At 64.8% G+C, this 14,952-nt stretch carries 16 protein-coding genes; 9 read left to right on the forward strand and 7 right to left on the reverse strand.

All coding sequences use genetic code 11. From position 1 onward, the window contains the following. Positions 1-685, reverse strand: a 685-nt coding sequence (locus tag CBW50_RS04670; protein WP_172404675.1) for a MerR family transcriptional regulator, incomplete at its 3' end; no start/stop codon positions are given. Between the two features lie 103 nt (positions 686-788). Beyond that, a complete protein-coding gene (locus CBW50_RS04675) occupies positions 789-1,868 on the reverse strand; it encodes a YeiH family protein (protein WP_226935680.1) in 1,080 nt (359 codons plus the stop codon). A gap of 117 nt (positions 1,869-1,985) precedes the next feature. On the opposite strand from CBW50_RS04675, the gene CBW50_RS04680 reads away from it, so the two are divergent. Genes CBW50_RS04680 through CBW50_RS04690 form a run of 3 tightly spaced genes read left to right on the forward strand, consistent with a single transcriptional unit; the run spans position 1,986 to position 4,043 of the window. Further along, positions 1,986-2,888 carry a LysR family transcriptional regulator gene (locus tag CBW50_RS04680; protein WP_086144447.1) on the forward strand — a complete coding sequence of 301 codons (903 nt, stop codon included), beginning with the start codon at positions 1,986-1,988 and terminating at the stop codon, positions 2,886-2,888. Positions 2,889-2,938: 50 nt separating this feature from the next. After that, positions 2,939-3,511 (forward strand): helix-turn-helix transcriptional regulator, encoded by a 573-nt coding sequence (locus CBW50_RS04685; RefSeq protein WP_086144448.1) that lies wholly within the window; start codon positions 2,939-2,941, stop codon positions 3,509-3,511. Positions 3,512-3,518: 7 nt separating this feature from the next. Continuing rightward, positions 3,519-4,043 carry a GNAT family N-acetyltransferase gene (locus CBW50_RS04690; protein WP_086144449.1) on the forward strand — a complete coding sequence of 175 codons (525 nt, stop codon included), beginning with the start codon at positions 3,519-3,521 and terminating at the stop codon, positions 4,041-4,043. 34 nt (positions 4,044-4,077) lie between these two features. On the opposite strand, the gene CBW50_RS04695 is transcribed toward CBW50_RS04690, so the two are convergent. Continuing rightward, positions 4,078-5,466 carry a methyl-accepting chemotaxis protein gene (locus tag CBW50_RS04695; protein WP_086144450.1) on the reverse strand — a complete coding sequence of 463 codons (1,389 nt, stop codon included), beginning with the start codon at positions 5,464-5,466 and terminating at the stop codon, positions 4,078-4,080. Between the two features lie 362 nt (positions 5,467-5,828). On the opposite strand from CBW50_RS04695, the gene CBW50_RS04700 reads away from it, so the two are divergent. Together CBW50_RS04700 and CBW50_RS04705 are read left to right on the forward strand one after the other, a co-directional pair. Next, positions 5,829-6,092, forward strand: a complete 264-nt coding sequence (locus CBW50_RS04700; RefSeq protein ID WP_212592353.1) for a DUF378 domain-containing protein — start codon at positions 5,829-5,831, stop codon at positions 6,090-6,092. 12 nt (positions 6,093-6,104) lie between these two features. After that, positions 6,105-6,455 carry a hypothetical protein gene (locus CBW50_RS04705; RefSeq protein ID WP_086144451.1) on the forward strand — a complete coding sequence of 117 codons (351 nt, stop codon included), beginning with the start codon at positions 6,105-6,107 and terminating at the stop codon, positions 6,453-6,455. 92 nt (positions 6,456-6,547) lie between these two features. On the opposite strand, the gene CBW50_RS04710 is transcribed toward CBW50_RS04705, so the two are convergent. Both CBW50_RS04710 and CBW50_RS04715 read right to left on the reverse strand, forming a co-directional pair. Beyond that, the gene (locus tag CBW50_RS04710) at positions 6,548-6,955 is read right to left on the reverse strand and encodes a cytochrome c family protein (RefSeq protein ID WP_086144452.1); all 408 of its coding nucleotides are present in this window, start codon (positions 6,953-6,955) and stop codon (positions 6,548-6,550) included. Positions 6,956-7,111: 156 nt separating this feature from the next. After that, positions 7,112-7,990, reverse strand: coding sequence for an EamA family transporter (locus tag CBW50_RS04715; protein ID WP_172404676.1), 879 nt, complete (start codon positions 7,988-7,990; stop codon positions 7,112-7,114). A 214-nt stretch (positions 7,991-8,204) separates the two neighbouring features. Here CBW50_RS04715 and CBW50_RS04720 point away from each other — a divergent pair, with 214 nt between their 5' ends. The 4 genes from CBW50_RS04720 to CBW50_RS04735 all read left to right on the forward strand — a co-directional run bounded on the left by CBW50_RS04720 (position 8,205) and on the right by CBW50_RS04735 (position 10,274). Next, positions 8,205-8,690, forward strand: a complete 486-nt coding sequence (locus CBW50_RS04720; protein ID WP_086144453.1) for a hypothetical protein — start codon at positions 8,205-8,207, stop codon at positions 8,688-8,690. A gap of 79 nt (positions 8,691-8,769) precedes the next feature. Beyond that, the gene (locus CBW50_RS04725; protein ID WP_086144454.1) at positions 8,770-9,252 is read left to right on the forward strand and encodes a hypothetical protein; all 483 of its coding nucleotides are present in this window, start codon (positions 8,770-8,772) and stop codon (positions 9,250-9,252) included. 20 nt (positions 9,253-9,272) lie between these two features. Beyond that, positions 9,273-9,833, forward strand: coding sequence for a hypothetical protein (locus tag CBW50_RS04730; protein ID WP_086144455.1), 561 nt, complete (start codon positions 9,273-9,275; stop codon positions 9,831-9,833). A 24-nt stretch (positions 9,834-9,857) separates the two neighbouring features. After that, positions 9,858-10,274, forward strand: coding sequence for a hypothetical protein (locus CBW50_RS04735; protein WP_086144456.1), 417 nt, complete (start codon positions 9,858-9,860; stop codon positions 10,272-10,274). 64 nt (positions 10,275-10,338) lie between these two features. Here the strand turns inward: CBW50_RS04735 and CBW50_RS04740 are convergent, their stop codons facing one another. Both CBW50_RS04740 and CBW50_RS04745 read right to left on the reverse strand, forming a co-directional pair. Continuing rightward, the gene (locus tag CBW50_RS04740) at positions 10,339-12,198 is read right to left on the reverse strand and encodes a phytase (RefSeq protein WP_086144608.1); all 1,860 of its coding nucleotides are present in this window, start codon (positions 12,196-12,198) and stop codon (positions 10,339-10,341) included. Between the two features lie 14 nt (positions 12,199-12,212). Continuing rightward, positions 12,213-14,741, reverse strand: a complete 2,529-nt coding sequence (locus tag CBW50_RS04745; RefSeq protein ID WP_253251902.1) for a TonB-dependent receptor — start codon at positions 14,739-14,741, stop codon at positions 12,213-12,215. Between the last annotated feature and the right edge of the window lie 211 nt (positions 14,742-14,952).

Genomic DNA, 14,952 nt, shown 5'->3' on the forward strand with positions numbered 1-14,952 from the left:
GGCTGGCGCCGGCCAGCGCGCCGGCGCACATGCGCAGGATGTCGGCCGGTGCGGCCGGTTCGCGCGCCAGCAGGCAATTCTCGGCGCGCAGGCGGGCGATGGTGGCGCTGGCGCCGAAGTGATACAGCACGACAATGGCGCGCGCGGCGCCCGCCACGCTGGCCGCGCGGATCGGCGGCAGGGCGTCGTCGCCCAGTTCGGCAATTTCCAGCATGATGATGTCGGCGCGCGCGCCCAGCAAGGCTTGCGGCGCCTCGGCCAGGCTGTCGCAGACGCGCACCACGTCGCAGGCGGGCATGCTGGCCGTGCCGCGCAAGTCGCTGGACATGCGCATCGGCAAGGTCGTGCCGACGAGGGCCAGGCGCAGCGGGCGCGGCAGGAGGGGCGCGGAAACGGCGTCGGGCGGCGCCAGCAGCTGTTGCAGGCTGTCTTGCGGCAAGTGGGCCAGCATGCCCACGTTGTGGCCCAGGTCGACCAGTTGCTTGATCAGCCCCAGCCGGCGTACCTGGCTGGCGGAATACAGGCGCTGGCCGCTGGCCGAGCGCTGCGTGGCGGCAATGCCGTAGCGGCGTTCCCAGACGCGCAGGGTTTCCACCGGCACGCCGGCCAGCCGGGCGGCGGCGCCGCTGCGCAAGGCGCCGTGCTCCGCGCCCGATTCTGCATAGTCTGTCGCCGATGTCCTCATGGTGACCCGTTGATGAACCGTGGTTGTTTTATTGTAGCGGTTCATTGTGTGCTTGCAAGCAGTATTTGCCCGGGCTTGTGCCAGATCAAGCGGTTCATCGTGTTCATGCGAACAGGCTGGCCACCACATGGTTGATGGCGGCGCCGCCGGCGATCAGCCAGCAGAACAGCAGGCCGGCCAGCAGCAGGGGCTTGATGCCGGCGCGGCGGATGGCCGACATATGCGTCGTCAGTCCCAGGGCCGCCATGGCCATGGCCAGCAGGGCCGTGTCGATGTCGTTGACGGCGGCCACGACGGGGCTGGCCAGCCAGCCCAGCGAGTTGAACGCCACCACGGCAATAAAAATGAAGGCAAACCAGGGGATGGCCAGTTTGGCCGCCTTGCCGTTGCCGCCCGCCTTGCTCTTGCCGCGCGCCAGCACGGCCGACAGGATGACGAGGAACGGTGCCAGCATCATCACGCGCACCATCTTGGTGATCACGGCCGCGTTCGCCGCTTCCTGGCCGATCGACTTGCCGGCCGCCACCACCTGCGCCACTTCATGCACGGTAGAACCGATGTACACGCCGAACGCCGTGGGCGTGGCGCCCAGCACATGCCAGTCCAGGTTCCACCGGTACAGCAAGGGATACAGGAAGATGGCGATGGTGCCGAACACCACGACGGTCGAGACGGCCACGGTGACGTCCTCGCTGCGGCCTTTGACGACGGGTTCCGTCGCCATCACGGCCGCCGCGCCGCAGATCGAGCTGCCGGCGCCGATCAGGATGGCGCTGTTGCGCTCCAGCTTGAACACCCTGGTGCCGAGGAACATGGCCAGGCCGAACGTGGACGCCAGCACCAGCGCGTCGATGGCGATGCCGGCCAGGCCTACCTGGCCGATATCCTGGAAGGTCAAACGGAAGCCATACAGGATGATGCCCAGTCGCAATAACGTCTGCTTGGAAAAAGCCACGCCCGCGCCGCAGGTGGGCGCCAGGCGCGCGTAGACGCTGTTGCCGAGCACGATGCCCAGCATGATGGCCAGGGTCAGCGCGCTCATGCCGTGGCTTTGCATCCATGCCAGCTTGCCCAGCGCAATGGCGCCCCAGGCGATGATGCCGCTCAGCAGCAGGCCGGGCAGGAGGCGGCCGTAGCGGTCGGAAAAACTCGTGGTATTCGTGGTCGTCGATAGGGAAGACATGCCGTACTCCATGTTTTTATGCGTATGGCATGACTGTACAGTGAGGCTATTAAATGGTAAAACGGATTGTTTTTGTATGTTTAACCTGAAAAATAGGTAAAGAAGGAGCGCAGCACCATGGCCTTGTCCTTGCGGCAACTGCAGATTTTCCTCGCCGTGGCCGACACGGGCAGCACCAGCGCGGCCGCCGAACAGATTGCGCTGTCGCAATCGGCCACCAGCGCGTCCCTGAACGAACTGGAAACCCTGCTGGGCGCGCAGCTGTTCGACCGCGTCGGCAAGCGGCTGGTGCTCAACGACAATGGCCGCCTGCTGTTGCCGCAGGCGCGGCAGATGCGCGACGGGGCCGCCAGCATCGAGCGCCAGTTCGCGGGCGCCGACCCGTCCGTGCCCGTCAGCCTGCAGATCGGCGCCAGCACGACCATCGGCATTTATTTATTGCCGCAGATCCTGGCGCAGGCGGCGCAGCAGTACGGGCGCAGCATTCCGCAGGTGACGATCGCCAACACGGCCGACATTGCGGCCGCCGTGGCGGCATTTCGCGTCGACATCGGCCTGATCGAAGGGCCGTGCCATGAACCTGGCTTGCTGGTGGAACCCTGGCTGACGGACCAGATGCTGATCGTGGCCGCGCCCGCGCACCCGCTGGCGCAGCTGCGCCACCTGCTCAGCTTTGCCGAGCTGAACCAGGCGGGCTGGCTGCTGCGCGAGGCGGGTTCGGGCACGCGCGAAGCCGTGGAGCAGGCGCTGGTGCCCTACCTGCACTATCTGCGCCCCGCGGGCGAGTTCAGCAATTCGGAAGCCATCAAGTACGGCGCGGCGGCCGGCCTGGGCATCGCCTGCCTGTCGCGCGTCGTCGTGGCCGATTTGCTGGCCAGCGGGCAACTGGTGGAGCTGGACACCATGCTGCCGCCCCTGGAGCGCAATTTTTATCTGATCCGGCAATCGAAAAAAATCCTCTCGCCGCGCCTGGCCGGCTTCCTGGAGCTGTGCCGCCACGCCTCGCGCATGGGCGGCTAGCGGGCGCACGCGGCTTGACTGTGTTCCATATATGGAATAAATTCCCATATATGGAAAATCATATTGCGAACGAAGACAACGCCGAACAGCGGCTGGCGGCGCGCCTGAAACAGTTGCGCGTGGAGCGGGGCTGGTCGCTGGACCAGCTGGCGAACGTGAGCCAGGTCAGCCGCGCCACCCTGTCGCGCCTGGAAAACGGCGACGTCAGCCCGACGACAGCCGTGCTGGGCAAGCTGTGTACGGCCTATGGCCTGGCCATGTCGCGCCTGCTGCGCATGGTCGAGGACGATTTCCCGCCCCTGCTGCGGCGGGCACAGCAAAGCGTGTGGACGGACCCGGACACCGGTTTTATTCGCCGCTGCGTCTCGCCGCCGTCGCGCGACCTGGCCGGCGAAGCGCTCGAATGCACGCTCGGCGCCGGCTTGACGATATCGTATGCCGCCTCGCCCCGGCCCGGCATGGAACACCATCTGCTGCTGCAGGAAGGCAAGCTCAACGTGACGGTCGATGGCAAATCCCACGACTTGCTGGCAGGCGACTGCCTGCGCTACCAGCTGCACGGCCCCAGCGCTTTTGTCACGCCGCCGGACAGCGGCGCCCGCTATGTTCTCTTTCTCGTCTGAGGCCGCCATGCCACCCTTGCTGCGTCTGTTTACTTCCGCCGATATTCGTGAGCGCCTGCCGGAGCTGGGCGCCTTGCTGCAGGCCTGCGTGCACGACGGCGCCAGCATCGGTTTCATCTTGCCCTTTGACGCGGCGGCCAGCCGGGCATTCTGGACCGACAACGTCTTGCCGGCCGTGGCGCGCGGCGTGCGCCTGCTGCTGGTGGCCGAAGTGGAAGGGGTGCTGGCGGGCGCCGTGCAGCTGGACTGGGATACCAACCCCAACCAGGCGCACCGGGCCGAAGTGCGCAAGCTGCTCGTCGCGCCCGCTTACCGCCGCCACGGCATCGCGCGCCAGCTGATGCGGGTGCTGGAAGACCAGGCGCGCCTGTTGCCGCGCAGCCTGCTGACCCTGGACACGCGCAGCGATGACCATGCGCAAGCGCTGTATCTGTCGCTCGGCTACGTGGCGGCGGGCAGCATCCCCGGCTATGCGCTGGCGCCGGCCGGCGACCGGCTGGACGCCACCACCATCATGTACAAGCGGCTGTAGCGTAGTCCCGACTGAGCCGCCGTGGCGGGGGAACTCAGGCTTTCCGCCGCGCTCTAACGCTTGCGGCAGGCCGGTTTGCCGGCGCGGTAACCTCCCGGGTAGCCTGCACGGCCACCAGGCTGATGCCGTGCGCCACTTGGGCGGGAAGCTGATCACGGCTCAGCTTGAAGATGCCCACCGTGCCCGACAGCAAGGTGGCGCGTTGCTGCATGCTGGCCGCCGCCGTCGACGCCTGTTCCACCAGGGCCGCGTTTTGCTGCGTCACCTGCTCCATCTGCACGATGGCGGCATTGACTTGTTCGATGCCCGACAATTGCTCGCCGCTGGCCACGCTGATTTCGCCCATGATATTTGTTACCCGGTGCACGCTGGCCACGATGTCGCGCATGGTGGCGCCGGCCGTGTCGACCAGGCGCGCGCCCGCGTCGACCCGCTCGACGGAGTCGCCGATCAGCTGCTTGATTTCCCGCGCCGCCCCGGCCGAGCGCTGCGCCAGGGTGCGCACTTCCGCGGCCACGACGGCAAAGCCGCGCCCCTGTTCCCCGGCCCGCGCCGCTTCCACGGCCGCGTTCAGGGCGAGGATATTTGTCTGGAAGGCGATGGCGTCGATGACGCCGATGATGTCAACGATCTTTTTCGACGACGCATTGATCGCGCTCATGGTATCGATGACTTCTGCCACCACTGTACCCCCTTTGCCGGCCACGTCGGCGGCCGATTGCGCCAGCTGGTTGGCTTGCCGCGCGTGGTCCGCATTTTGCTTGACGGTGCCCGTCAGCGTTTCCATCGAGGCGGCCGTGCGTTCCAGCGAACTCGCTTGCGCCTGCGTGCGCTGCGACAGGTCCAGGTTGCCGGCGGCGATCTCGCCCGAGGCGCCCGCGATCTCGTGCGTGCCGCCGCGCACCTCGCCGACGATATTGATCAAACTCGTGTTCATGTCCTTCAGCGCCTGCAGCAATTGCCCCACTTCATCGCCGGAATCGACGCGGATATGCTCGCTCAAGTCGCCTCCGGCCACCTTGCGCGCCACCTTGACGGCATGCCGCAAGGGCCGCACGATGCCGCTGCTGATGAACCAGGCCGTCGCCAGGCTCAGCACGCCGCCGACGAGGCCCAGCGCGATGATCAGCATGCTCGTATCGCGCGCGCGCGCCATGGCCGTCCCGGCCGCCGCGCGCATCAGGGCCGACTGCGCGGCGATCTGCTGGTCGAGGTCGCTTAGGGCGGACGGCGCCAGCGTACTGTTGCGCGTGGCCTGCAATTGCGCGATGCGCGCGTAGCGCTGGTTCACGCTGCTGTCGATTTCGCCGCTGACCGCCGACAATTGCCAGGTGCTGATGCCGACGACCACAGCCAGCAAAAGCGAAGCGAGCAAAAAGCCTGTCGTCAGCCGTACACCGATGCGTATGTTTGAAATATTCATGTCCCCTCAGCTGTTGTCCCATGGTGGCCGTGCCCCATGCGGCGGCGGGGCGCGGCGCTTGCCCCTGAAGTTGCTGGGGTGAAATGAGTGTAGCAGTGCGGTACTAAGTAATCTATAAATATTTCCATATTGGAATTAGTCACTGCCTGTTTAGCAACAGCTTGGGCCACAGCGGGCAAGGACGTGCCGGCATGGGCGCGCGTGCGCAAGGGGTGTTGCCGGATAAAATCACCCACCGCATTACAGAGTTATCCTACTTCCATACCCGGCATCGTCCGACTGGCGCCCACGGTTGGCCCGCCTACACTGTTTCTTGTACAGACCCGGCGGCGGGTCATTCTTCTTATCCACAGGAGGTTGACATGGCGAATATCCAGGCAGGATCGGACGGTGCTGCAAACGAGGAAATGACGGCAAAGCGCCTGAATGTGGTCGACTGGATCTCGATGATCCTGCTGATCGTGGGCGGCTTGAACTGGGCGCTCGTGGGCCTGTTCGACATCGACATCGTGGCCCGCATCTTGGGCGCCATGACGACGGCGTCGCGCGGCGTGTACGTGCTGGTGGGGCTGGCGGCGCTGTATTCCATCTATCTGTGCGTGCGCAAGCTGCCCGCCAAGCCTTAGGTGGGAGGGCGCATGCCAGCCGGTGCCAGTCCCAAGCGCGAGCGCGAATTCAGGAAGCTGGAAAAAGAGTTCAGGCAGGAAGGGCGCTATCGGGGCCGCGAGGATGAAGTGGCCGCCCGCATCGTGAACAAGCAAAGGGCGCAGGCGGGGGAAACGCGGGCGGTGCCCGAGCGGAAAAATACCAGCAGCCCAGGCTCGGATGCGCCAGCGTCAGACCTGCCCATTGCCGGCTACCAGCATTTGACGGTTGCGCAGATCCGCGACAAGCTGGGCGGTCTTTCCGCCGCCCAGTTACGGCGCCTGCGCGACTATGAGGCGGCGCACAAGAAGCGCAAGGGCGTGCTGCAGGCGCTGGGAGCTTGATCTGGCGTCAGGACTTGATGCCGTGTGCCCGTGCATGCATGCGCGCTGCTTACATTCGCTTATCGCTGCTTACATCCGCTTATTTCATGCGATTACTGCGTGCGCAGGTAGGCCAGCAGATCGGCCACTTGCTGCGCATTGCCGATGCCCCAGAAGCGCATGTTGTTTCCAGGAATGAAGTCGCTCGGTGCTTGCAGGAAGCTGGCCAGGTTTTGTTCGGTCCAGACGAGATTCGCGTTCTTCATGGCGGCCGAGTATTTATAGTCGGTGGTGGCGCCGGCCTTGCGGCCGATCACCCCCGTCAGCTTGGGGCCGAAGCCGCCGCGCGCCGCAGGCCCTACCTGGTGACAGGAGGCGCACTTGCGAAACGCGGCCTTGCCCGCTTCGGCATTGCCTTTCAAGGCGGCGGGAGCGGCCGCATTTACCATGGCGGCGGGCGCCAGCAGCAGGGCCGCCGCGGCAAGAGGGGAGAACCGGCGAAAAAGATATGTGGATGTCATCGGTGAGGCGGAAGTGCGCGATATGGCAAGCAATGACGCATTTTACAGGCGGGCATCCAAACCTGCCCGTTAGTGATGCAACCATGTGATGCAACCATGCCAGGCGGCCAAGCGCGGGCGTGGCGCAGTCAGCACAGCGGAACTGGCTCGACACCGCTAGCGCTTGCCGCCCTGTGCGCCCAGCGCCGCCATGGCCGAGGCAAACACGATGCAGGCGATGGCCAGCCACTGGGTCAGGCTCAGCAGCTCTCCCAGCACGGCCATGGCCGCCAGTGCGCTGACGGCCGGCGCCGCGCTGCTGAACATGCCGAACACGCCTCGCGGCAAGCGGCGCAGGGCAAAGATTTCCAGCGAATACGGCAGGGCGCTGGAGAGCATGGCAATGGCCAGGCCCATCAGCGCAATCGATGGCGCCAGCAGGGCCGTGCCCGAATACGCAACGCCGACGGGCACCGTCACCATGGCCGCCACCGTCATGCCCCAGGCCACGGCTTGCCCGCCCTGCAAGGCCGAGGCGCGCTTGCCGAAGATGATGTACAAGGCCCAGCACAGCGCCGCCCCCAGCGCATACGCCACGCCGACAGGGTCCAGGCTGCCCGGACTGCCCTGCAGGGGCAGCAGCAGATACAAGCCAAACACGGCGCACGCCACCGCCAGCAAATCGCGCGGCCGGCGTGACGACAGCATGGCTACGGCCAGCGGCCCCGTCACTTCGATGGCCACCGCAATGCCGATCGGTATGAGCGCAAACGCCCGGTAGATCAATAAATTCATCAGCCCCAGCACGGAACCGTAGACGAGCAGATTCAGCACATCCTTGCGCGTCAGCCGGTAACGCCAGGGGCGGAAGATGGCCAGCAGGATCAGCGCCGAAAACCCCACCCGGTACGCCGTGATGCCCTCGACGCCGATGACGGGAAACAGGTTTTTCGCGATCGCCGCCCCCAGATTGACGGAAATCTGCCCTCCCAGGACGGCCAGGGAAGGGAGCAGCACGCTGTCGGGCAGGGGGGAGGTCGAGGCGGGGGAGGTCATGGGGCGCCATTTTAATACGCCACAGGCCGCCAGTCGCTGGCAGATCTGTAACGGGCAGCAATTTATTCGCCCGCGCCACGTCGCGATGCGGTGCGGGCACTGTTGAGATAGTGCAAGTATTTTCTGATAATGCTATTCTGGCTGCACGCCCGGACCCGCCGGGCGCTACCCCGATTCCTCATCCTGATGGAGCCGTCTGATGAATTGCACAAGCATGGCAGTGACAGTCGCCTTGGTGTGCGCCGCCGGCATGGCCGGTGCGCAAGCCTTGCCGCCGCAGGCGCAATTGCCGGTCTGGGCGACGCAACAGCTCGATAACCTGGGCAGGCGCGAGCCCGTCGAAGTCAATGCCCGCATGAACCCGTTCGTCCTGCGCGGCGATTTCGACGGCGATGGCAAGGGTGATCTGGCCGTGCTCGTCAGGAACAAGGACAGCAAGAAGGAGGGCATCGTTTTCCTGTTCAGGCAAAAGACGGCGCCCCTCATCGTCGGTGCCGGACATGCCTTGTCCAGCGGCGGTGACGATTTCGCCTGGCTGGAAGTGTGGCAGGTGGAAGACAAGGGATCGTTGCAGCACAGCTATCATGAAAAATCCCTCAGGCTGAAAACGGATGGAATCGTGGTGGCGAAAGAGGGTTCTGCCAGTGCCTTGATCTATATCAAGGGTGGCAAGGCGTTTTGGCAACAGCAGGGCGATTGATGGATTGCCCGCGCATGTCCGCTGGCTGGCAAGCAGTCCACGGGAATGGGCAGAGCCTGAATCGGCATGAATTGAGATTATGACAGCACTGGCAGTGGATTACGTTGCATCCTATACCCCCTCATCCGAAGCGAAAATTGCCTTTGCCTGGAATGGCAGGCATGGGGCCGATTTCGACGATGCCAACATGGCGTTTCGCACCGTCATAGGCGATTATTTCGAAGAGAATACGCAGGCATGCTCCTTGCCGCTGATTGCCGCCCTGTACCGCGCGGAGACGCAGTGGGCGAAGGAAGCCTGGTGCGTGAGGAGCGTGGTGGCTGAATTGGCGCAGGAGCTGCTGCAGCGCGGTGGCGTCGCTTATCTCGACGTGTACCTTGCCGGCGCATGTTGCGGCATGGATGCCTGTATGGAATCGGGGAATATTTCGCTCAGCAAGACGCGTTGCGAAGAGTTGCTGGCCTATTGCAAGGCCTCGGCATTCAACGCCGAGGCCGGTCTCCGGGAACGATGGACCATGCTGGCACAGCGCTTTGCCTGCCTGCTTGCCGGTGCGGCTTGATGACGCAAATGAGGGAACAAATGAGAGACGCAGTTAAGGGGCAATACGGGAAAAAACTCGTCGGATGCACGATGCTGGCGCTCGCCTTGGGTGCCAGTTGCGGCGTCCGCGCGGCAGAGCCTGAAACCGTTGAAACATTGGCGATGCAGTTGTTTCTCGGCGTTTGCGTGCCTTCTCAAGGGGATGTGCAGCAGATCGGAACGGCAGTCAGGCGTGTGAAGCTGGTCGAGGTGACGTCAAAAGAGGCGCGGGCACTGCCGGATGATGTGCCTGGCAAGTCCTGGTCCACGAGGGAAACAGGCGGCCGCTTTACGGTAGTGGCCACGCAGCCGCAAACCTGCGCCGTTGTGGTGAAACAGATAGCTCCAGCCGATTTGAAGCGCGAGTTTGAACGGTGGCTTCCTCCGGCAAGCACCGGCTACACCGTGATGCAGAAAGCCGAGGACAGGCAGGGCGATATGGCGACCTCGTCTTACGCCATTTTGCGCGAGGGGCGGCTCAGGTACAGCTGGGTGCTGTGCATGTCCTTGACCCAGCCGGGCGCGACGGGAACGCTTTCCGTGCGTGCCGCGGTGTCCTGACTTGTTACGATGGAGTAGTGTTGAATGCATGTATTTAGTATCGGCGACACCAATTTCGAAGTGGATGTCGCGAAATCCCGGATCAGCGTGTCGGCACGCGCCGACGGCATGCTGGAAATCAATATCAGGATCGAGGCCGACGACGACGAGTTCATGCGGCTGACGGAAGACGAGGACGCGCCCTGGTCGTGGGCGCTGTATCCGCCCACATTCCTTTTGCAGGGCTTGCTCGTGGCGGGCACGGATACCGCGCCCCTGCACGGGCTGGCCGTCGATGCCGGCAATACGGACTGTGAATGCAGTCTCTACATGATGGAATACCGCGACGTGGCGGACCTGCGCCTGGTGGAACTATCGGCGCAGCGCCTGGCCGTGACCGGGAAGGTGGGTTTCGATGGCAAAGACCTGCCCTTCGCCATCGATATGCGGCGCGCGGCGTAGCGCCGGTCCTGGGTGCAGCGGCGGGAGAACGCTGGGGCGGCCGGTGCGGGCCGGCCCCGTGTCACTAGTCCAGCTTCAAGGCCTTCGCCACATCGCCCCACGCCACATACTTGAAGTTCTGCGGCCCGTCGGGCAAGCGCTTGTAGCCGTCCTGGATCACCAGCATGCCTTGCGCATACGCGCCGCCCAGGTTGGCGGACGTGACGTCGAGGCCATCCGTTTCCGAGGTGCCGTCTATGCCGGCGGGCAAGTTGAATCCCACCTTGAAGCGGCCGCGCACCTTGTACGGCGCCTGTGCGTCGAGCACGACGTAGCTGCTGTCGCCCTGGCTGGAGACGACCAGGTAGCCGGTGCCGGGCTTGGCGCCCGGCTGGCGGTAGATGGCCATGCCTTCCACGTCGGCCGCCAGGTGCGGGCCGACGGGCAAGACCATGGCGAGGGCGTCGGGCTTGGCGGCGTCGGCCGAGGTGGTCCACACGCCGCGTGTTTCCTCGCCCAGGAACAGGCGCGCGTTGGCGTCGTCGGCAACGCAGCCTTCCGGCTGCGTGGCGACCTTGAAGCTGCGCAACAGAGTCGCGCTGAACTTGTTGTCTTCCAGGCCGATGCTGTACTGCTGGAAGGTGCCGTCCTTGTCGTTGATGAACGCTTGCACGCCGCCGCCGGCCGGCTGGTACAAGCACATGCCGTAGATGCTTTTCAGGCCAGTCGCGAAGCGGCCCGCTTCCGCCACCTCGCCACTGGCATTGATCGTGAACAACATCATGCTGTTGTCGTCGCGCTGCGTGGCCACAGCCAGGTCGACCTTGCGGCCGCTCAACTGGATGTTCTGGCGCACGTCGACGTTGTTCAGGCGTCCCACTTCCAGCAGCTGCGTCTGTTTACCGTGCAGGTCGTAGACGAGCAAGCCCTGCTTCTTGTTGGTGCCGAGGATGCGCGAGTCGGCCCGGTTGCTGGACAGCCAGATGGCCGGGTCGTCGGCCGCATCGCCCTGGCGCGCCATCGGTTCCGTCTGCGCTTGCGGCGCGATGATGGCCACCGCAGGCTGCATTTCCGCCTTGCCGGCCCATTTCAAGGGCCGCGCCTGCCAGCTGTTCTTGCCGCGCAGCAGCAATGCGTCCTTGTCCAGCGCCAGCTGGCTGTCGCCCTTGCGCACGTTCAAGGCGACCGTTTGGGCCAGCTGCGCCGTCCACCGGTCGTCCTGGTGGGCAAACAGGTGCAGCTTGTCCGCCTTGCCGTCGAGAACGGCCACGCCGCCGGGCAGCACGGCCAGGGCGCCGGCGCCGCCGTCCAGCTGGCCGTATGGCTTGCGCAGCGCCACCACTTCGCGCTTGCCCATGCCTTCCGAATCGGCCTCATACGCCCACACGCCCATGTTGGACTCGCTCACCAGCAGGCGCTGCGCGCCATCGTCGGCGCGGCAATGCTTGGCGTGCGGGGGCAGGGCCAGTTTGCGTACCAGGCTGCGCTGCTCGCCCTGCATCACCCACTGTTCCGCCTGTCCATCCTTGCCGATCAAGAACAGATGGGCCAGCTGCTGGGCGTCGCGGTACAAACACGACGCTTCCACGGAAAACGTGGGCACGGGAAACGGCGCCAATTTGACCAGCTTGCCGGCTTGCACGTTCACGGAGACGGGCAGCGGGCGCTGCGTGTCCGCTTCCAGGAACACGGCCAGCACTTGATTGCCGTCAATGCGCGTGTCGAGCTGCTTGGCGCGCACGGCGATGCGGTCCAGCTCCTTGCCCGCAGGATCGAACAGGCGCAGGCCGTGCTTGTCCAGGGTCAGCCAGCCGCCGCCGGGCAGGCGCGCCAGTTCTTCCGCCTCCTGCGTGAAAGTGGGGACGGCTTGGGCAGGGGCGGCCTGCGCGCTGCCGCCCAGGCAGAAGGCGGCCAGCACAGCGCTGCAGAGTACGGTCTTTTTCATGTTATTGATCATCATCAGAAGGCGCTCGCTTTCAGGCTCACTTTGAACGTGCGGCCGTATTGTTCGTTCTGCACGTTGTATTGCTTCGTGCCCTGGTAGACATAGTATTTCTCGTTGTTCAGGTTGGCCGCTTCAAGGACCACTTGGAACTGCTTGTTGATCTGGTACGACAGCGAAAAATCGAGCTGCTTCTGGCTGTCCACGATACGGTCCTGGCTGGGGTCGAGGATATCGTTGCCCATTTCCAGCAGGTAGGGCGACTTGTAGTTGAGGGCCAGGCGGGCGCTGACGGGCCCCGTTTCATAGCCCAGCATCACATTCATCACCTGGTTCGACTGGCCCGGCAGACGGATGTCGCGGCTCATCTGTTGCTTGCTGGCCTTGTCATAGCGGCCGATCTGCGCGCTCGAGGTGCTCAGGGTGCCGTTGACGCCGACGAGCAGCTTGTTGAACGGCGCCGGCAGCATGCGCAGCGGCTGCATGTAGGCCAGTTCGATGCCTTTCACTTTGGCCGCGTCGCCGTTCGCATACGAGGTGGCCGTCGTGTAGCCCGTCCATTGGCCCGTGCCGGCCAGGTTGGTCGTGTACGTAAAATTCTTGATGTCCTTGTAGAAGCCGTAGGCCGACATCACGCCGTCGTTGCCCAGGACTCTTTCGATACCGAGGTCCAGGTTGTTGGCTTTCAAGGGTTTCAAGTCCGGGTTGCCGATCACGGCTTCCGTAGTGCTGGCCAGGCTGATGCCGGGCGCCAGCTGGCTGAAGTTGGCGCGCACGACGGCTTGCGTCCACGCGGCCCGCACGCTGGTTTTTTGATCCACATCATAACGGGCTTGCAGGTTCGGCAGCCAATTGGTGTATGAACGTTCGCGCGTCAAGGCCGTGGCCAACCCGGCGCTGTCCACCTGCGAGCCGGCCGCCTCGAAACTGGTGCGTTCGGCGCGCACGCCGCCCAGGATGTGCCAGGCGTCGAAGTCGTAGCTGTTTTGCACATACATGGCGTTGATGTCTTCATGCATGCGGTAATCGTTGATGATGGACTCGGTGGCCAGGCGCGCCTTGTCACGGTCCAGTCCGGCGACCCTGGCGCGTATCAGGGCCGGGTCCAGCGCCACGCCGATGTTGCCCAGGTCGTAGTCGAGATGGTGGCCCTGCACGAAGGCGCTCATCGAGGTGGAACCGGCGCCCCAGTAATTGCCGCTGGAAGCCTTGCTGCTGTTATACGCCCATTGATCCGTGTCATTGGTTTTTTCGCGGCGGCTGACCTTGGCGCCGAATTTCAGGGTGGCGATGTCGAACTTGCGGGCCAGGTCGATGCGCGCATGGCGTTCATTGTCCTTCGAATAGCGCTTTTGCAGGGTGATGGCGTTCAGTGCATAGCCGGCCGGGTCGTACAGCGAGGCGGGGCCGCTCAACAATGGTTGCTCGGTGCCATGGAAGCTGATGCCGTTAAAGTTGCTGAGGCCGCGGAAGCGGCCGTCGTTCAAGGACTCCGGCGTGTCTTCCGTGGCGCGGCTCAGGCCGCCTTTCACGTCCAGGGTCCAGTCGCCCGATGTCTGCTGCGTGCCCAGCACCAGCGAGCGCACCTGCTGCGTGTACTTGCGCTGGCGGATGCGGCGCTCGGCGCGCGCGCTGGCCGTCTGGTCTTCGGCCAGGCTGCCGCCCGCGATATTGCTGATGGTCAAGCGGTCGCGCACTTCATCGTCGGAAAATTCGCTCACAAAAGAGCGCAAGAACCAGCTGTTGCCCGCCTCCGGGCGGTAATCGAGGTTGACGGCCAGGGCGCCGCGCTTGCGCACGGGCAGGTAGTCGCGCAATTCCAGAGCCGACAATTTGCCCTTGCTCCAGGCGCCGCCTGTTTCCACGTCATCGGAGCCGAACGAGCGCTTTTCCGCGCTCAGGCCGGCGGCCACGCCCAGTTTGCCATCGAGAAAGCGCTGGGCCCACAGGGCGCCGCCGCTGGGGCTGGTCTTGCCCGTCTTTTCATCATGGCTGGCGGCCACGTTGGCCGACAGCAGCTTGCCTGGCAAGTCGAAGGCGGACAGCGACTTGACTTCGACGGTGGCGCCCAGCGAGTTGGCGTCCATTTCCGGCAGCAAGGTTTTCGAGACTTCCAGGGTGCGGATCAGGCCGGCAGGCAGGATATCGAGCGCCACGGCGCGGCGCCCCGCTTCCGGCGACGGCACCAGCGCGCCGTTGATGGTGACCGCGTTCAGGTCCGGGCCCAGGCCGCGCACCGTGATGTAGCGGCCTTCGCCCTGGTCGCGCTGCACGGACACGCCCGGCAGGCGGGCCAGCGCCTCGGCCGCGTTTTTATCGGGCAAGCCGCCGATATCGTCGCTGCTGATGACGCTGATGATGTTGTCGGCTTTCTCCTGTGCGGCGATGGCGTTGCGCAGGCTGGCGCGCTGGCCGCTGACGACGACGGTGGCGCCGGGCTGGCCATCCGCATCCTGCGCTTGCGCCTGGCTGGCGCCGCCGAAGACGGCCATGACGGCCAGGGCCACGGCCGTCAGGCGCAGCGGGGAAGGGTAGGAAGTGTGCATGGTTTTCATGAAGGGCTCGGTGAGGGGGAAGGAACCGGGCGGATTCTAGGCAGCAAATATGACGGTTGCGTGACAGGCCAGGGCTTGCTGCCCTGAAAACAACGGCGCGTGAAGGCTTTCCAGCCGGAAATGAAGCGGGGTGAGCTGAAATGACCTGTCCGCTGCGGGCGCGCGGGGCGCGGCATGCCGTATTTGCATGACGGCAACTCGT

It is taken from the genome of Janthinobacterium sp. GW458P (assembly GCF_002127585.1).
Lineage (GTDB): Bacteria > Pseudomonadota > Gammaproteobacteria > Burkholderiales > Burkholderiaceae_D > Janthinobacterium.